Genomic DNA, 16909 nt, shown 5'->3' with positions numbered 1-16909 from the left:
GCTTTCCAGAATAGCAGCGCCGCCCAGCTGGGCGAAATCTTTGCCACCCAATGCGCCGCCGGAGTTGGCCCCCGAAACGTCAGGTGAGCCGCCCATCGCTCCGTCAACGGACGTCAACCCGGCCCAAGCGCCGGGCCAGTGAGGGAAAGTTCGGGCCCCCCCCCACACACAGAGGGGCGGGCCCGAACCTCTTTCAGGTGGCGTCCAGCACGCGCGGGCGCAGCGTTGCGTCGTGGGGGTGGTTGTCCAGATCAAGGCCGTCGAAGGTATTGTAGCGCGCTTCGAGGGCTGCGAAATCCGCCGCACCCATCAGGTCCCAGATGTCGTCTATGCTCGCCAGCAGGTCAGGGCGGTCAACGATCTCACCGGTGGGGATGGACGCTTTCAGCACTTCAAGCGCGGTTTCCATGGCCTTTATGGCAGCGGCGGGCAGCATGCGGGGCAGGGTGACCCGCTTGACGCCCAGCTCCGCCAGCCGCTTGATGGGGATCAGCGGGGTGGTCGGGCGGTTGCGGATGCCAAAGCCCATATTGACCGATACGGGAATATCAACAGCATCCACCAGCGCCTTGATCTGATCTTCCCCCTTAATTGCGTCGGCGAAAATCAGGTCGGCCCCGGCCTTTTCATAGAGCCGGGCGCGGCGAATGGCGCCTTCGAGCCCTTCAATGGCAATCGCATCGGTGCGGGCCAGGACGACGAAATCGTCGTCGCGGCGGGCGTTGCAGGCGGCCTCGATCTTGCGGGCCATTTCGCGCGGGTCGACCACATCCTTGCCGGCCATGTGCCCGCAGCGCTTGGGGCTGACCTGGTCTTCAATGTTGACGCCGGCGACCCCGGCAGCCTCGAACAGCTGAATGGTGTGATAGACGGTGGCCGGGGTGCCATACCCGGTATCGGCGTCGGCCATGACGGGAATCGAGACGCTGCGCGCGATCATCCGGCAGGCTTCGACGTTGTCGCTCAGGCCCATGATGCCCACGTCTTCGACGCCGAGCCGTGCATTGGACAGTCCCGCACCCGTGGTGCAGGCGGTCTTGAACCCGGCCTTTTCCACCAGCTTCGCGCTATAGCCATCATAGACGCCGGGCGAGACGAGAATGTCTTGTGAGGCGATGAGATCGCGCATTCGGCGGGCCATGCTGGTCTGAGACGGCGTTTTCTTCATAGTGATCAATGTCCGTATTGGTGCGCGGGCTGAAGGGGAGCGTCCTGCCCAAGCAGGTCCTGCAACGCATGGGTTGCCTGGGCGATATGCGCCCGCATCAGGGATTCAGCCAGTTGGCCGTCACGCGCCTTGATGGCGCGCAGGATCTGCCAGTGTTCGGTGCTGGCCGTGTTGCGCCGCCCGGGAATTTCGCCTGAGCGGGTGCGGTAGAGCTGAAGCAGGTAGTAAAGTTCGTCGCACAGCAAAGAGCGGATGCGCTCGTTGCCGCTGCCTTCCGCGATGCGGGTGTGCATATCGAGCGGCGGCTTGCTTTGCGTGGCATGGGCCTCGTGATAGACGTCCAGCAATTCGTCGATGGCGGCATCGCTCATCCGTTCTGCCGCCAGCCTGGCAGACATGCCTTCGACGGATTCGCGCAGCTGGAATATATCGATCATATTGGCAACGGAGAGCTCGACGATCCGCGCCCTCATATAGGGCTTCTTGACGATCAGGCCCCGGCCTTGCAGCTGGCTGATCGCCTCGCGGACCGGGCCGCGACTGACGTTGAACCGCTCGGCAAGCGCCACTTCATTGACCACGCCATTCGTCGGCAGCTGGCCACTCAGCAACAGGTCAAATATCTTGTGGAAGACCTGGTTGACCAAAGTGGTTTGCTCGCGCTCTGACATGTGCTTTCCTGTTGACACTTTGAACGACATCTTCAAAAATGCGGCCAAGATACGGGACAAAGATGCTTTGCGCAAGCCGATTTCGCCAAAGTGTTGACACTTAGCATCGGCTTGGCTATCCCATATGATTATGGACGAACGCATCGTGATCCCAGACGCCCTTCTGCGCAACTTCGATATCCCCGGACAGTCGCCGGGAAGGATGATTTGCCTTGCCGAACTGATGGGCGCGCGCGCCGCGCCGCTGCCCTATGCCCTGCGGGTCGTGGCCGAAAATCTGGCGCGGCAGACGCTGGCGGGCACGGCGGGCGCCGAGCTGTTGGGCGCGGTGTTGGGCTGGACGCCCGAGAGCGGCGAGATCGCGGTGCCTTTGAAGGTCAGCCGCCTGATGTTGCCCGATTCCTCGGGCTTGCCGATGCTGATGGATCTGGCGGCCGCACGCGACAGGGTGGCCGAACTTGGTGGCGACCCCCAAACGATTGAGCCGAAGCTGCCGGTGACGCTGGTGATCGATCACTCGCTCAGCGTGGACCGCGCCGGGCATCCTAGCGCGCGCCAATTCAATATCGAAGCTGAATATCGCCGCAATCGGGAACGCTATTCCTTCTTTAAATGGGCCGAGCAGGCGTTTGAGAGTTTGCGCGTCGTGCCGCCCGGTGCCGGGATCATCCATCAGGTGCATCTGGAGCGGCTGGCGCGGCTGGTCGATGTGCACGACATGCCAGGGGAGGGGCCGGTAGTCGCGCCGGAGTTCGTGCTGGGCTGCGACAGCCACACCACCATGGTCAACGGCATCGGGCTCCTGGCCTGGGGCGTGGGCGGGATCGACGGCGAGGCGGTCGCGCTCGGGGAGGATTATGTCGTGCGCATTCCGCGCGTGGTCGGGGTGCGGCTCGACGGGCGGATGCCCGCAGGGGCCACGGCCACCGATCTGGTGCTGACGCTGACCGAGCGGCTCCGCCAGTTTGGCGTGGTGGGGGATTTCGTTGAATTTTACGGCCCCGGACTTGCGACGCTTTCCGTGCCCGACCGCGCCACTATCGCCAATATGGCCCCGGAATACGGGGCGACGGTGGGCTATTTTCCGATTGATGCGCAGACGATCCACTATCTTCGGACCTCGGGGCGCGATGATGCGCATGTGGCGATGGTTGAAGCCTATGCCCGGGCGGCGGGACTGTTTGCCGAAAGCCAAAGCCCCGATCCGGCCTATAGCGCCGTTCTGACCTTTGATCTGGAGCAGGTCTCGCCTTGCGTGGCAGGGCCGAAGCGTCCCCAGGATCGCGTGCCCCTCAACAGGCTCAAGGACTCTTTTCTCGCGGACCTGACCAAGCCGGTCAGTGCGCGCGGTTTCGGGCTTGTGCCCGATGAATTGGAGGCCAGCGCCGACGTTCCAGGCCTCGACGGGCCGCTGCGCCACGGCGCCATCACCATCGCCGCGATCACGTCGTGCACCAACACATCCAATCCTTCGGTGATGATCGGGGCGGGCCTTCTGGCGCGCAATGCCCGCGCGCGCGGATTGAGGGTGCCCAACTGGGTAAAGACCTCCATGGCGCCAGGATCGCGGCTGGTCGAGGATTATCTCGACAATGAGGGCCTGCTGACCCCGCTGGAAGAGCTGGGCTTCGGCATTGTCGGCTTCGGGTGCACCACATGTTCGGGCAAATCCGGCGCGGTGGGCGAGGGCATCGCCGAAGCGGTTGCCGACCATGGGCTGGTTGCTGCGGCGGTGCTCTCGGGAAACCGCAATTTCGAGGGCCGTATCCACAAGACCTGCCGGGCGGCCTATCTCGCGTCGCCGCCCCTGGTGGTGGCGCTGGCGCTCGCGGGCCGCGTCGATATTGATTTCGAAGCCGAGCCGCTCGGTCATGATGAGGACGGCGAGCCGGTCTTTCTGCGCGATATCTGGCCCGATCCGCACGAGCAGGCCCGCCTGGCCGCCCAGAGCCAGAAGCCGGCGCAGTTTACCCGGAGCTATGCGGGCCTGTTCAATTCGACCGGGCTGTGGGAAGACCTGGAAACCGCCACTGGCCCGCGCTTTGCCTGGGATCCCGCCTCCACCTATATCTGCCGTCCACCTTTTTTCGAGACGGTCGGCGAAGGTGTGCCCGATGTCATCGACGGCGCGCGGGTGCTGGTGCGTGCGGGCGATTCCCTGACCACCGATCATGTCACGCCCAGTGGTGAAATCCTGCCTGCCAGCCTTGCCGGGCAATATCTGCTGGAAGCGGGCGTGCCGCCCGAGGCGTTCAACGCCGTGACCCAGCGCCGCGGCAATCATGAGTTCATGGCGCGGGTGACCTTTGCCAACCAGCGCATGCGCAATCTGCTGGTGCCCGGGCAGGAAGGCGGCTTCACCCGGCTGACCCCGGACAGCGAGGTGGTCACCATCCACTCCGCCGCCATGGCGCTGCGCGATGCGGGCCAGCCCGCGATGGTGCTGGCCGGGGTGGATTATGGCATGGGGTCATCGCGCGACTGGGCAGCCAAGGGGCCTTTGCTGCTCGGCGTCAAGGTGATCCTTGCGGGCGGGTTTGAGCGCATTCACCGCGCGAACCTGATCGGTATGGGCATCCTGCCGCTGGTCTTTGCATCGGGCGAAAACCCCGAAAGTCATGGACTGAGCGGGTTTGAGACCTTCCGCTTCGAGGACATCCACGGCGCGCTGGCGAGCGGCGCGCCAGTCGCGGTCACCGCGACCGCGCCCGATGGCGTCGCCCGCCGCTTTTCCACGATGCTCGATGTCAGCAGTGATCATGAACGAATGCTGTTGCGCAAGGGCGGCATCTTCGCCGCAATCCTGCGCGACGCCTTGTCCGCCCTTCCCGAGCCCGGTGCCGGAGTTGCCCCATGAGCTTTGATCTGCTTGTCAGCAATGGTGAGATTGTCTTTCCCGGCGAAGGGGTGCGGCGCGGCAGCCTGGGGATTCGCAACGGCAGGATCGCGGCGATCCTTGCACCCGGTGAGACGGCCCATGCAGCCCGTGTCATCGATTGCACCGATCGCTGGGTCATGCCGGGCCTGATCGATCCCCACACCCATATCGGGTTTGGCGCGAAGGAGGCCGATTGGGCGACCGAAAGCGCCACCGCGGCCCTCGGGGGCGTGACCGGATTGCTCAGCTTCTGGCGCAGCGAAGACCTGGCCGCCTCAACCGACGCCTGGCGCGAGGCGGCGCTCGCGCGCTCCTGCATTGATTTCGGGTTTCATTTTGGCGTGACCTCGCGCCGCCATGTGGGGGAACTCGCAGAGCTCAGCCGTCGCTTTGGGGTGACCTCGATCAAGGTCTATCTGATGTACAAGGGCGCCACCGGGCAGGCCAAGGGCTTCACCGAGGTTGATGATGCGCTGCTTTTCGCCGCGCTCCAGGCGGGCGCCCGGTTGCGGGGCGGGGTGGTCGGGGTGCATTGCGAGAACACCGAGGTCATCCCGCTGTTCCGTGAGCCGCTGAAGGCTGCCGGACGGAGCGATCTGGCGGCCTGGGACGAGCAATCGCCGGGGTTCCTGGAAACGGAAAATGTCTTTCGCGTCGGCTATTTCGCGCAGAAGGCCGAATGTCCGGTCAATATCGTGCACATGTCCTCGGGGGAGAGCCTTGATGTCGTGCGCCGGTTGCGCCGTCCGGGCGGCGCGCCGATCCATGTCGAGACCTGCGTGCATTACCTCAGCCTGACCCGGGACGCGCCGATCGGCGCGGTCGGCAAGGTCAACCCGCCGCTGCGATCGCAGGCGGATGTGGAGGCGCTCTGGGACGGGGTGGCGCAGGGGGACATCACCACGATCGGTTCGGACCACGTGCCGCGCAAGCTGGCGACCAAGGGGCCGGACCTGTGGCAGGCGAGTGCCGGTTTCCCGGCCATCGCCCAGATTCTTCCGGTGCTGGTTTCGGAAGGCTACCACAAGCGCGGCATCGCGATCGAAACGCTGGCTGCCTGTACCTCGCGCAATGTTGCCGACCTCTATTCGATTCTGAACAAGGGCCGCATCGGGGTGGGGTATGACGCCGATCTCGCTATCGTCGATCCGGATGGGGAGACGCTGGTTGAAGCGCGCAATTACCCCTCGCATTCCGATTATTCGCCGTTCGAGGGGATGCGCCTTCGAGGCGAAGTCACCCACACAATCCGCCGGGGCGACATTCTGATGGAAACGGGCACGCTTGCGCCAGGATTGGCGGCTGGCGGCCATTACCTTCACCGGGCACCATGAAAAAGGACGATACCAACATGGCCGAACGCATCTGGGACAAGTTCCTGACCGAGAAAGACAAGGAGATCTACCAGCTTGCAGGCTATGGCAAGCGGGGCGGTTTCGGAAAACGCCCGGCGCTGTTCATCATCGACGTACAGTATAATTTCTGCGGCGATGAGCCGGGCGAGACCCAGCAGGAAGGCCTGAAGACATACCGCACCCATTGCGGCGAGGCAGGCTGGAACGCGGTTCCTCATATCGAGCGGCTGATGCTGATCGCCCGTGCCAGGAACCTGCCGATCTTTTACACGCAATCCGAGCGCCGGGCGGACATGCTCGACAGCGGTGTGCAGGTGGGCAAGAACCATCGCGGCACTGAAAAGACCTCGCAGGAAGGCAGCCATGCCACCCAGACAGTCGCGCCGTTGGCGCCGCGGCCGCAGGATATCCTGATCGGCAAGCGCAAGCCTTCGGCCTTCTTCGGGACCATGTTCATGAGCCACCTCAACTTTTTGGATGTCGACACGCTGATTCTCACCGGCTGTACCTCTTCGGGCTGCCTGCGGGCGACGGCGGTGGATGCCTATTCCTTCAACTTCAAGACGATCATCCCCGAAGAGACCGCCTTCGACCGGTTCGAGGCCAGCCACGCCATGAGCCTGTTCGATATCAACAGCAAATATGCCGACGTGATCCCCACTGATGAAGTCGCAGCCTATCTCGAAGGGATTACCCCGCGCGAAGCGTGAGCGCAGGGGCACGGCCTGCGGAGGCTCGTAGCCCCTCAACTGTCAACATTTTGTGCTTTAATATGGGATATTTGATATTTGGCGAGCGGTATCCGGAGTCCGGATCGGAAAGTGGGGAATTTTTGCCAAAAGTGTTGACAGTTTTAGGGCGCGGTGTAGAGTTGTAATGCAAATGGAGAGGGGAGCTCTTATGCTGGAGAGGCGAACGGCAGTCGTCAGCGGTGCGGGTCCGGTGGGCCTGGCGCTGGCCCTGCAATTGGCAAGGGCAGGGATCGACGTCGCGGTGCTTGAGTTGCGCGATACCGTCAACCTGGCGTCCAAGGCCTCGACCTTTCACCCTGCCACGCTCGACTTGCTCGATACGCTCGGGGTTGTGCCCCAGATGCTGGCGCAGGGCGTTCGCATCGATCATGTGCAGTATCGCGCTGCGAGCGGGGAAATTCTCGCTCGGCTGGGTTTTGACGCCCTGAAGGGCCGGACGGCCTTCCCCTTTCGCCTGCATTACGAGCAGATTCGTCTTTGCGGCCTGTTGCAGGACTTGCTTGAGGCCGAGCCCCGGGCGGAAATCCGCTTTCTCAGCGGGGTGAACGCGGTGAGCGAAGATGCCGATGGGGTCACCGTCGGTTACGAGCATGCAGGCGAGGCCCGTGAAATTCGCGCCGACTGGCTGTTTGGCTGCGATGGCGGCCTGTCAGGGGTGCGGTCCGCCTGCGGGATCGGCTTTGAGGAAAAGCCCTATCCGGGAATGGTCGTGCGCCTCTATGCCGACCAGACCCTGCCGGAGGCGCTGCCGGGTATCGATGGCATAACCTATATCTATGACGGCGATGATTCCGTGAGCGTGCTGAAAATGCACGATTGCTGGCGCATCATCGTGCGCGTGCCCGAAGGGGTGAGTGCAGCCGAAGCGCTCGGCGATGAATGGCTGATTGCGCGGTTGCGGCATCTGTTGCCGGTGGATGAGATCATGCCCCGCGTGGTGGGCCGCGATACCTATTCCGCCCGGCTGCGGTTATCCGATGCGGCGACATCCGGCCGGCGCGTGTTTCTCGCGGGCGATGCGGTCCATCTGACCAACACCCGCGGCGGCATGAACCTGAACGCGGGGTTGCAGGATGCGTTCGCGCTGGCGCGCGCCGCGATTGCATCCAGGCAGGCCGGCAGCCTTGAGCCCTTGGCGCAGGCAGCCAGGAAACGCGAGCGCGTGGCGCGCGACATGCTCATTCCGCGCACCGATCAGAACGTGAAGACCGGCCGCGCACGGCTGGCAGAGATCATAGACACTGCCAAGGATCCCGCGCTTCTGGCTGGGTTCCTGGAGCGGCAGGCAATGCTGGACATGCTCGATGGCATCGCACCGGCCCGGACCCTGACGACAGCGCAGGCATAATCCATGAACGAGACCTTATCCTCCATGCGCTTTGGCGTCATCGTCCCCCCGGCAAACCCGGCGGTGGAGCCGGAAATGCGCCGCCTGTTCACCCAGGACCAGGCCTATCATGTGGCGCGGTTGCCGGTGTTTCCCAACACGACGCTTTATGAGCGCAACGATCTTTATCTCAAGGCTTACCCCGAGGCGATAAAGGCGTTTGGAAGCCTTGCCCTCGGGGCCATCTCGATCGCGATGACGGGGTCGTCCTATCAGCTTCTTCCCGAAGGGGATCTGGCGCTGTGCCGGAGCCTGTCGGCTTCGGTCGGTGTTCCGGTGGTTACCGCCAGTCTTGCGATTCTGATGGTCCTGCGCGCGATGGACGCAAAGCGATTGGCCATGGTGTCGCCTTACCCGGTGGAGTTGACCGCCAAGGCCCGCGCCTATTGGGAAGCGGCGGGCATCGAGGTGGTGCAGACCTATTCGATCTCGGACGATTTCAAGGCCTATGAGCTGACCGACACCGATATTCAAGGCGCCTTCGCAAAGGTCGATACCGGTCGCGATGCGCAGGCCGATGCAGTGCTGTTGAGCGGGACGGGGGCCAATGCCCTGGAGAGCCAGCTGGCCCTTGCCGATGGCTCTCGCCTGCCGCTGCTGTCATCGAACCTGTGCTCGGCAACCGTGCTTTGGGCGATGACCGGACGCGAGGCCGCGCCGGCGTTGCAAAAGCTCCTCTCCGATGTTGCCCGCCCAACAGGGCCCGCGGCCGCATATCTGAAAACTGAAATGGCCCGATTGCTCGCCTGAATCTGATTTGAAATGGAGATCGAAATGAAACGCATCGTCGTATTGGGTCCGGCATTGATCGCTGCCATGGCCGCTACGTCCGCCGTGCAGGCTGAAACCGTGTCGGTGGGCTTGCCCTCCGCGCACGGCTTTTACGGCACGCCTTTTTATGTGGCGGAAGCCCTGGGCTATCTGGACGGGTTGGACATCGAATATATGGTGTTTGCCGGCGGCAGCGATGTCGCGCGTCAGGTGTCCAACGGATCCGCTGATATCGGCTTTGCCCAGCCGACCGAGATTTTGCTGAACGCGCTGGGGGAAAGAAGCCAGACCCTGCCGATCAGCTATTGGTATATGGCGGAGCCCTATAGCTCGAACCAGATCGCGGTGCCGACCGATAGCGATGTCCAGTCGCTGGCGGATGTACGCGGACGGGTGATCGGCATTTCCTCGCTGACCGCCTCGAACGTGGCCCAATTCCGCATTGTGCTGGAGCGCAACGGCATGAACCCGGACACGGATGTCATCTGGCGCGCCGTGGGCCTGGGGGCCGAGCATCTGATGGCCCTCAGCAATGGCACGATCGATGTCAGCGCCACCAACAACATGCGCCACGCCTCTTATGAATTCGCTGGCGTTCCGCTGCGGGTGGTTTCGGTCGATGATACGGCCAATCAGTTTGGCAACGGCTTGTTCTCGCACAATGATAACCTCGCGGACGAGGCGAAACGCGCGCAATATGTGACCGTGGCACAGGCCTTCCACAAGGCCACCCAATATTGCCTCGCCGACCCGGAAGCCTGCGTGCAGATTCTTTATGACCGCTTTCCCGAATTGATGTCGAGCGAGCGTGACGATGCCGAAAACATGGCCTTTGGCGTGTCGCAGCTCGATGCCCGGCTGGCCGTTCTGGCTTTGCGCGACGATCAAAATGGCGTGCCGGGTTATTTCCCGGATAGCGTTTGGGATGCTTCGATCGATTTTCTGGCATCGGTGCAGGAATTCCCTGCCGATATCGATGCTTCGGTCATCTACACCAACGATATCGCCCTCGCGGCGGCCCGATGATATGAGCATGGCACAGACTGCAACCAATCTGGCCGGTTCGCCGGGAGAGCGTCTTGAGCAACCGGTGATCCGACTTGACGGGGTCGATGTCGTCTATGGCAGCGGTGCCAACGCGGTGCGCGCCGTCGAGGGACTGAATCTGGAAATCCAGGATGGCAAGTTCTTTGCCATCCTGGGGCCTTCGGGGTGCGGGAAATCCACACTCCTCAAGATGGTCTCGGGCCTCTTGTCCGCCACAGCGGGCACCGTGCACGTGGATGGACGGCTGGTGCAGGGACCCCAGGCCGAGGTCGGACTGGTTTTCCAGGCACCGACCTTGCTGCCATGGATGACCGTGCGCGAGAACGTCATGCTGCCCGGCAAGATCTTGAAACTTGACCCGGCCGATACGGCGCGCCGAGCCGATGAAATTCTTGAACTCGTGGGCCTGGCCAAATTCGCCGACAGTTATCCCAGCCAGCTTTCAGGCGGCATGGCGCAGCGCGCCGGCATCGCCCGCGGATTGGTGCAGGATGCGCGCGTGATGCTGATGGACGAACCTTTCGGCGCGCTCGACGCGATGACCCGCGAGCGGATGAACATGGACCTGCTCGATATCTGGGCGCGGTCCAACAAGACCATCGTGTTCATCACCCACAGCATCGGCGAGGCTATTCTTATGGCGGACCGGGTGGCGCTGATGTGCCCGCGTCCGGGCCGTGTGGTGGAAGTGGTCGATATCGATCTGCCGCGTCCGCGCACACCCGAAATGATGTCCACGCCCGAGTTCGGGAAATACACCCGCCATTTCCGCGACTATTTCAAGAAATTGGGTGAGCTATGACCAATGAGCCTCAAACCCTGTCCATGACTTTGGATGCATCCGCCCCGCAGCGGACATTCCACGTGCCCCGCTGGCTTTTGCCCGCGAGCTTTTTTGTCGGGCTGATCATCCTGTGGGAAGTCGGTATCAAATGGGGTGAGGTGCCGTCTTATGTCGTGCCCGCTCCCAGCGACATCTGGAACGCGGCGATGCGCAATATCGAGCGCGGTCTGTACCCACCACACATCTGGGCAACCATGCAGTCGGTGGTGATCGGCTATTCGCTGGGCGTACTCGGCGGCATCGTGCTCGGTACGCTTTTTGCCGAAGTGCGCCTGTTCGAGCGGCTGGTCTTTCCGCTGATCGTTGCCCTGCAATCGATGCCGAAAATCGCCCTGGCCCCGCTGTTTGTGATGTGGTTCGGCTATGGGTTCACCTCAAAGGTGGTCACGGTGATCCTGATGTGCCTGTTCCCGGTGCTGGTGAACACGGTAACCGGCCTGAAAAGCGCCGATCCTGATCGGATTTCGCTGATCCGCGCCATGACGGGCAGCCGCTTTGAGGTGTTCCGCTACGTCAAGCTGCCCTCGGCGGCCAGTCACATCTTCGCTTCGATGCAGGTAGCGGTGGTCATGGCGCTGATCGGGGCGCTGGTGGCTGAATTCGTTGGCTCGGACCGCGGACTTGGCATCCTGATCCAGAGCGGTCAGCTCAACCTCGATACGCCGGGCATCTTTGCGGTGCTTGTGGTCCTGTCGGCACTCGGCATCGGATCGACCGCGCTTGTGCGGTTCTTTCACGGCAAGGTGGTGTTCTGGGAGCGTCGCAATGATCGGCCCAACGCCCAATAGCTAAGGCCGGTCTTTGACCCGTTGTCCGGCATCCGCCTGCGGCAGCGTGACCACGAAGCGCGCGCCGCCATCGGCTGGGGTTTCCACCCGGACCGAGCCGCCATGGCCCTCTGCGATCTGGCGGACCAGCGCCAGGCCAAGGCCCCAGCCCCCGGCGGCCTCCCCGTGCCCGCCGGGCCGATAAAAGGGGTCAAAGACCCGGCTCATGTCCGGTTCGGGAACCCCGGCGCCATGGTCGCGCACCGCCAGTTCGACCTGGGCTTCCCCAAGTCCCACTTCGATCTCGACCGGTGGCAGGCCATGGCGCAGCGCGTTCTGGATCAGATTGCGCGCCAGGCGGTCCAGCAGGCGCGGCGCGCCCAGAACCTCCGCCGATATGCCGGTGACAGCAAGCCCGGCCTGCGCGGCCTCCTCGGCCACCAGCGCCAGAAGATCGACGCGCTGCCAGGGCTCGCTCATCCCGGCATGGCTGAGTTGGCTCGACAGCAGGATTTCGCCCACCAACTCGTCGAGTTCCCCAAGATTGCGGTCGATCTCCTCGCGCCGCGCCGGGCTGGGATCGGTTTCGAACAGCTCGACGCCCAGGCGCAGACGGGCGAGGGGGGAGCGCAATTCATGGCTGGCATTGGCCAGGAGCGCCCGATTGGCCGCAATCATCGTTTCAACCCGTTCCGCCGCGTGGTTGAAGCTCTCGGCGACCACGGCGATCTCGTCGCTGCCCAGGATTGGGGCGCGCGCCCCCAGATCGCCCGCCCCCCAGGCCTCGACGCTGAACCGCAGCTTTTCCAGGCGCCGGGTCAGATGGCGGACCACCGGCCAGGCGATCAGCGCAACCAGGCCACTGACCACGGCAAGCGGGATCAGCGGGTTGCCGCGGGGCGGCCCGAAAGGCGGTTCGAGCCGGATGCTCAGCACCCGCCCATCGGGTAGGGGGACCAGCACCGGATCGAAACGCCGCGCTATCGGTATTGGCGGCTGGAATTGCGCCAACATCGAGCCGTTCACGTCCAGCACCGCCAACTCGCCCCCGCTTGCCGGCCCCAGGCGATCCAACATGGTCTGGAGCAAGGCGGGATCCGCCCCCTCCGGCAGGGCAGCCGCGATGAGGGCCGCGTGCTCGGCAAAGGTGCCCCGATCCTCGTTCGCGCCGATCAGGATGGAGACCACTGCAATCCCGGTGATCGCCAGAATGGCGATGCTGCCCAGAATGGTGAGATAGATCTTGAGAAACAGGCGGCTGCGCATTGCTCAGCTTTCCTCGTCCTGGCGGCGGGCGAAGACATAGCCCGCCCCGCGCACCGTCACGATGCGGCGGGGATGTCTCGGATCGTCTTCAATGGCGGCGCGGATGCGCGAGATGTGAACATCGATCGAGCGGTCGAAGGCGTCGCCATCGATGCCGCGCACCCGATCGACCAACTGGTCGCGCGACAGAATCCGCCCGGCGCTTTCGGCCAGGGCGAAAAGGATATCGAACTGATGGCCGGTGATGTCGCAATGGCGGCCATCGAGCCGGGCCGCGCGCGCCGGGATCGATCTCCAGCCGACCGAAGCGCAGGACGCCCGATCCACCGGTTCCACCGCTGCGGCGGCGCAGGATCGCCCGCAGCCGCGCCAGCAGTTCCCGCGCGCTGAACGGCTTGGGCAGATAGTCATCGGCACCGATTTCGAGCCCGACGATACGGTCGGTCTCCTCACCCTTGGCGGTCAGCATCAGCACCGGCACATCCGAATCCGTTCGTATCCGGCGCAACACTTCAAAACCATCGAGATCGGGCAGCATGACATCGAGGATGACCGCGTCGGCCTGGTGGCGGGCGATGGCGGCGAGTCCCGCCTTCGCATTGGCGGCGGTCTGCACCGCAAAGCCGTTGCCTTCAAGGTAGTCGCGCAACATGGCGGACAGCCGGATATCGTCGTCGATGATCAGGATCGTGTCCGCCATGCCCAGCCCTTCGTTCTTTATTATCGCCCATACCACATGCGCAGGAAAATAGCGTCGCGCCGAACCAGATGATGGTAAAGCGCCGCGCCGATATGGGCGGCCAGGAGCGCGATCAGCAGCAGGGCGCCAAGCCCATGGGCGATACGTGGCGCGAACAGGGTGAAATCGGGCAGGGTGCCCGCGCCGCCGAGCAGCGCGGCTCCGGCGCCGCTGGCTGCCAACAGGGCGATGCCGCTGCCAAGCATGACGAACAGTACGACATAGAGCAGCAGGTGAACGGCGCTAGCACCAGCCTCCTGCCAGCCAGGCGCGTTGGCAATCGGGGCCGGCTTGCGATCCGCCAGCACCCACCAGGCGAGGCGGCCGAGGGTCAGAATCAGGACGATGATCGCCAGGGGCACATGCAGGCGCAGTAGGCCGATCCTGGCGACGGGATCGACGGCAATCGCCGCCCCGAAGCCGGAACCAAGCAGGACGAAAATGGCGATGGCGCTGAGCCAGTGTATGGTGACGGCAACGCCGCTGTAACGGTCGGGGCGACTTTTCATTTGCGGTATGAACTCCCACAGAGCAATGGCCTGCCCGGCACCGAGAGGTCATCGGTGCCGGGCAGGGGGCAATCAGCGGCGGCCGAAGCGCGGGCCGAAACCCCTCTGCTGTTCCAGCAGCTTGCCCCGCTGATCGGGGGTGAGCACTTCGGCGGCATCGAGGAAGGCTTCCAGCGCCCGCGCCGAAACCGCGTCGCCTGTTGCGAGCACATCTTGGCGCAGGGCTTCGAACGCGGCACGATCGATGGTCTGGGCGGCAAGCAACGTCTTGATCTGATCGTGCAGGTCATCGATATCGCCGGTCATCGCGCCGATATCGGTGCTTGCCTGATCCACGATGCCACGGATTTCCGCGCGCTGCGTGTCATTGGCATCGACCGAGCCCAGCGCATGATCGAGCATCGACCCGATCATCGGGCCGCCAAAGCCGGGGCCCCATCCGTTAAAGGGGCCGCGCGCCTGGGCCGCTCCGACGGCGCCGATGGCGCCCAGGCCTAAAACCACAACGATGCCCGCTAGCAGCGCTACGCGAAAACCTTTGCGTTCCTGTGCCATGTTCTATCTCCTTGTCCATTTCGGCCTGATTGCCGTGATGACGCGAAGATGGCGCGGCGGTGTTGCTCGCGTTCATGGCCAATGTGAAGATTTGTGAAGACGGGACGCGGGAGGGAAACCCGGATGGGGCGGTGGGTTTCTGGGGATTGCGCTTCGGGGATGCTCTTGCTAGTAGTCACTCAATCGTTCTGTTGAATGAATGGATGATAGAGTTTCCATGCCGGACATCCACCCCAAGCAGGTCATTTTCGAACACCTTGCCGGAATCGCCCAGGCGCTGGGTCATGCCAACCGGTTGGAGTTGCTGGAATCGCTGGCTCAGGGGCGGCACTCCGTCGAAGACCTCGCCCACCAGTCGGGCATGAGTTTCGCCAACACCTCACGCCATCTGCAAATCCTGCGCCGCGCGCGGCTGGTGAACACCGAGCGGCGCGGCAAGCATGTGCTCTACAGTCTTGCCGGCAATGCGGAAGTGGTGACGCTGCTCAGCGCGTTGGGCCGGACGGGGGAACGCAACATTGCCGAAGTGAATCGGGTGGTGGACGACTATTTCAACGCCCGTGACACCATGGAGGCGGTGTCGCGCGAGGAATTGTCGGGCCGGCTGGAGCAGGGGGGCGTCTTGGTGCTCGATGTGCGCTCCCCGGATGAGTTCGCCCAGGGCCATCTTCCCGGCGCCCGCAATATTCCATTCCGGGAATTGGAAAAGCGCCTCGATGAACTGCCCGTTGACGCCGAGATCGTTGCCTATTGTCGCGGACCGTATTGCATTTTTGCGGTGGAGGCCGTCGCTGCCCTGCGCGCCAGGGGATTCAGTGCCCTGCGGCTGGAGGATGGCTTTCCCGAATGGAAATTGGCTGGGCTCGCCGTTGAAGCCTCCCCGGCCGCCTGAGAGTATTTCACGCCGTTCCGGCAGTTTTTCGCATTCCGTTTTTCCGGTGGAAAGTCCCCATGTCGCAAATTGCCGAGAACCCAGCGCTCGCTCCATCGCCCGCCACGCCCTATCCCCATGGACGGAGCAATGTCGCCAGATTGACCATCGCCCAGGCGTTGGCCGGGGCCAATTCGGTGGTGGTCTATGCCACTGGCGCCATCGTGGGGAGCGAGTTGGCGCCCGATCCGGCGCTGGCAACGCTGCCGATTTCGATCTTCGTCGTCGGCATGGCGGCCTGCACCCTGCCAGCAGGGGCGATCGCCCAGCGCTATGGCCGCCGTGCGGCCTTCCTCGCTGGAACCGGGGCGGGGGTGCTGGTCGGCTTGCTCTCGGCGCTGGCGGTGATGATTGGCTCATTCTGGCTGTTCTGCGCCGCCACCTTTTTCGGGGGAGCCTATGCCGCGGTGGTGCTGTCGTTCCGCTTCGCTGCCGCCGATTGCGTCGAGCCGGAAAGGCGCGCGCGTGCGCTGTCCTTCGTCATGGCCGGTGGGGTGTTCGCGGGAGTGATCGGGCCGCAACTGGTCACCCACACCATGTATCTGTGGATGCCGCATATGTTCGTTGCGACCTTTCTGGCGCAGGCGGGGGTGGCGGCGCTCTCCGCGATCATCCTCTTTGGCGTACGGCTGCCGGCTCCCAGCGCCGAGGAACGCTCCGGCGGCAGGCCGCTGGGGGTGATCGCGCGCCAGCCGCGCTTCGTCCTCGCTGTGGTTTGCGGGGTGGTCTCTTATCTGCTGATGAATTTCCTGATGACCGCTGCCCCGCTGGCCATGCAGATGTGCGGTCTGCCGCAGGAAGCGGCCAATGACGGGCTGCAATGGCACGTCATCGCCATGTACGCGCCCAGCTTTTTCACTGGCCGACTGATCGCGCGTTTCGGAGCGTCCAACGTGGTGCTGGCGGGGCTCGCCTTGATCGGCGCCTCGGCGGGGATCGGCCTGCTCGGCATCGACGTCGCCCATTTCTGGGGCACGCTGATCCTGCTCGGGGTCGGCTGGAATTTCGGCTTCATCGGCGCGTCCGCCATGGTACTGGAAACCCACCGCCCGGAAGAAAAGGCCCGCGTGCAATCACTCAACGATTTCATCGTGTTCGGCACCATGGCGGTCGGCTCGTTCCTTTCGGGCGGGCTGCTCAGCGCCTATGGCTGGAACATGGTGTTGTGGCTCTCCTTCGTGCCGCTGGCGCTGGCCGTTGTCGCTCTGGGGTGGATGATGGCGATGCGCCGCGACACGATGGGAGAGGAAACCGCGGGCTGACCGCAGA

The 16909-nt window shown here is 63.8% G+C and carries 15 protein-coding genes and 1 pseudogene; 10 read left to right on the top strand and 6 right to left on the bottom strand.

What is annotated here, in order from left to right; translation table 11 throughout:
• Nucleotides 1-193: 193 nt before the first annotated feature.
• Nucleotides 194-1129 (bottom strand): isocitrate lyase/PEP mutase family protein, encoded by a 936-nt coding sequence (locus VNS12_RS06625; protein WP_325487056.1) that lies wholly within the window; start codon nucleotides 1127-1129, stop codon nucleotides 194-196.
• A 44-nt stretch (nucleotides 1130-1173) separates the two neighbouring features.
• Nucleotides 1174-1839 carry a GntR family transcriptional regulator gene (locus VNS12_RS06620; RefSeq protein ID WP_325487055.1) on the bottom strand — a complete coding sequence of 222 codons (666 nt, stop codon included), beginning with the start codon at nucleotides 1837-1839 and terminating at the stop codon, nucleotides 1174-1176.
• A 124-nt stretch (nucleotides 1840-1963) separates the two neighbouring features.
• Here VNS12_RS06620 and acnA point away from each other — a divergent pair, with 124 nt between their 5' ends.
• The 8 genes from acnA (at nucleotide 1964) to VNS12_RS06580 (ending at nucleotide 11661) form a co-directional block, all read left to right on the top strand.
• Nucleotides 1964-4696 carry an aconitate hydratase AcnA gene (gene acnA / locus VNS12_RS06615; RefSeq protein WP_325487054.1) on the top strand — a complete coding sequence of 911 codons (2733 nt, stop codon included), beginning with the start codon at nucleotides 1964-1966 and terminating at the stop codon, nucleotides 4694-4696.
• Entirely contained in the window at nucleotides 4693-6051 is a 1359-nt protein-coding gene (locus VNS12_RS06610; protein ID WP_325487053.1) for a dihydroorotase, read from the top strand. The genes acnA and VNS12_RS06610 overlap by 4 nt, the downstream gene beginning before the upstream one ends.
• Nucleotides 6048-6782 (top strand): isochorismatase family protein, encoded by a 735-nt coding sequence (locus VNS12_RS06605; protein ID WP_325487052.1) that lies wholly within the window; start codon nucleotides 6048-6050, stop codon nucleotides 6780-6782. Before VNS12_RS06610 ends, VNS12_RS06605 begins: the two co-directional genes overlap by 4 nt.
• Nucleotides 6783-6972: 190 nt before the next feature.
• The gene (locus VNS12_RS06600) at nucleotides 6973-8172 is read left to right on the top strand and encodes an FAD-dependent monooxygenase (RefSeq protein WP_325487051.1); all 1200 of its coding nucleotides are present in this window, start codon (nucleotides 6973-6975) and stop codon (nucleotides 8170-8172) included.
• Nucleotides 8173-8175: 3 nt separating this feature from the next.
• A complete protein-coding gene (locus VNS12_RS06595) occupies nucleotides 8176-8961 on the top strand; it encodes a maleate cis-trans isomerase family protein (protein ID WP_325487050.1) in 786 nt (261 codons plus the stop codon).
• Between the two features lie 24 nt (nucleotides 8962-8985).
• Nucleotides 8986-10008: an ABC transporter substrate-binding protein gene (locus VNS12_RS06590; protein WP_325487049.1), complete on the top strand. Its 1023-nt coding sequence runs from the start codon at nucleotides 8986-8988 to the stop codon at nucleotides 10006-10008.
• Between the two features lie 7 nt (nucleotides 10009-10015).
• Nucleotides 10016-10831, top strand: coding sequence for an ABC transporter ATP-binding protein (locus VNS12_RS06585; protein WP_325487048.1), 816 nt, complete (start codon nucleotides 10016-10018; stop codon nucleotides 10829-10831).
• Between the two features lie 62 nt (nucleotides 10832-10893).
• The gene (locus VNS12_RS06580) at nucleotides 10894-11661 is read left to right on the top strand and encodes an ABC transporter permease (protein WP_325487047.1); all 768 of its coding nucleotides are present in this window, start codon (nucleotides 10894-10896) and stop codon (nucleotides 11659-11661) included.
• On the opposite strand, the gene VNS12_RS06575 is transcribed toward VNS12_RS06580, so the two are convergent.
• From VNS12_RS06575 to VNS12_RS06560, 4 genes and pseudogenes are all read right to left on the bottom strand, one after another.
• A complete protein-coding gene (locus tag VNS12_RS06575) occupies nucleotides 11662-12906 on the bottom strand; it encodes a sensor histidine kinase (RefSeq protein WP_325487046.1) in 1245 nt (414 codons plus the stop codon).
• Nucleotides 12907-12909: 3 nt separating this feature from the next.
• Nucleotides 12910-13606, bottom strand: a pseudogene (locus tag VNS12_RS06570) (response regulator).
• Between the two features lie 20 nt (nucleotides 13607-13626).
• Nucleotides 13627-14154: a cytochrome b gene (locus tag VNS12_RS06565; protein WP_325487045.1), complete on the bottom strand. Its 528-nt coding sequence runs from the start codon at nucleotides 14152-14154 to the stop codon at nucleotides 13627-13629.
• 72 nt (nucleotides 14155-14226) lie between these two features.
• On the bottom strand, nucleotides 14227-14709 hold the full coding sequence (locus VNS12_RS06560) for a Spy/CpxP family protein refolding chaperone (RefSeq protein ID WP_325487044.1): 483 nt from the start codon (nucleotides 14707-14709) through the stop codon (nucleotides 14227-14229).
• A 199-nt stretch (nucleotides 14710-14908) separates the two neighbouring features.
• Between VNS12_RS06560 and VNS12_RS06555 the strand changes: the two genes are divergently transcribed.
• Nucleotides 14909-15601 (top strand): ArsR/SmtB family transcription factor, encoded by a 693-nt coding sequence (locus VNS12_RS06555; RefSeq protein ID WP_325487043.1) that lies wholly within the window; start codon nucleotides 14909-14911, stop codon nucleotides 15599-15601.
• Nucleotides 15602-15660: 59 nt separating this feature from the next.
• Nucleotides 15661-16902: an MFS transporter gene (locus tag VNS12_RS06550; RefSeq protein WP_325487042.1), complete on the top strand. Its 1242-nt coding sequence runs from the start codon at nucleotides 15661-15663 to the stop codon at nucleotides 16900-16902.
• The last annotated feature ends 7 nt before the right edge of the window (nucleotides 16903-16909 follow it).

This window comes from Pelagibacterium sp. (assembly GCF_035555455.1).
Taxonomy (GTDB): domain Bacteria; phylum Pseudomonadota; class Alphaproteobacteria; order Rhizobiales; family Devosiaceae; genus Pelagibacterium.
The sequence above is the reverse complement of the archived record's forward strand: the minus strand, read 5'-3'. Positions and strand labels throughout refer to the sequence as shown.

Excerpts from the sequence above, each read along its gene's own strand:
- VNS12_RS06555 (WP_325487043.1), top strand. The coding sequence starts at position 14,909 with ATGGATGATAGAGTTTCCATGCCGGACATCCACCCCAAGCAGGTCATT.
- VNS12_RS06590 (WP_325487049.1), top strand. The coding sequence starts at position 8,986 with ATGAAACGCATCGTCGTATTGGGTCCGGCATTGATCGCTGCCATGGCC.
- VNS12_RS06620 (WP_325487055.1), bottom strand. The coding sequence starts at position 1,839 with ATGTCAGAGCGCGAGCAAACCACTTTGGTCAACCAGGTCTTCCACAAG.
- VNS12_RS06585 (WP_325487048.1), top strand. The coding sequence starts at position 10,016 with ATGGCACAGACTGCAACCAATCTGGCCGGTTCGCCGGGAGAGCGTCTT.
- acnA (WP_325487054.1), top strand. The coding sequence starts at position 1,964 with ATGATTATGGACGAACGCATCGTGATCCCAGACGCCCTTCTGCGCAAC.
- VNS12_RS06595 (WP_325487050.1), top strand. The coding sequence starts at position 8,176 with ATGAACGAGACCTTATCCTCCATGCGCTTTGGCGTCATCGTCCCCCCG.
- VNS12_RS06600 (WP_325487051.1), top strand. The coding sequence starts at position 6,973 with ATGCTGGAGAGGCGAACGGCAGTCGTCAGCGGTGCGGGTCCGGTGGGC.
- VNS12_RS06610 (WP_325487053.1), top strand. The coding sequence starts at position 4,693 with ATGAGCTTTGATCTGCTTGTCAGCAATGGTGAGATTGTCTTTCCCGGC.
- VNS12_RS06560 (WP_325487044.1), bottom strand. The coding sequence starts at position 14,709 with ATGGCACAGGAACGCAAAGGTTTTCGCGTAGCGCTGCTAGCGGGCATC.
- VNS12_RS06565 (WP_325487045.1), bottom strand. The coding sequence starts at position 14,154 with ATGAAAAGTCGCCCCGACCGTTACAGCGGCGTTGCCGTCACCATACAC.
- VNS12_RS06575 (WP_325487046.1), bottom strand. The coding sequence starts at position 12,906 with ATGCGCAGCCGCCTGTTTCTCAAGATCTATCTCACCATTCTGGGCAGC.
- VNS12_RS06625 (WP_325487056.1), bottom strand. The coding sequence starts at position 1,129 with ATGCGCGATCTCATCGCCTCACAAGACATTCTCGTCTCGCCCGGCGTC.
- VNS12_RS06550 (WP_325487042.1), top strand. The coding sequence starts at position 15,661 with ATGTCGCAAATTGCCGAGAACCCAGCGCTCGCTCCATCGCCCGCCACG.
- VNS12_RS06605 (WP_325487052.1), top strand. The coding sequence starts at position 6,048 with ATGAAAAAGGACGATACCAACATGGCCGAACGCATCTGGGACAAGTTC.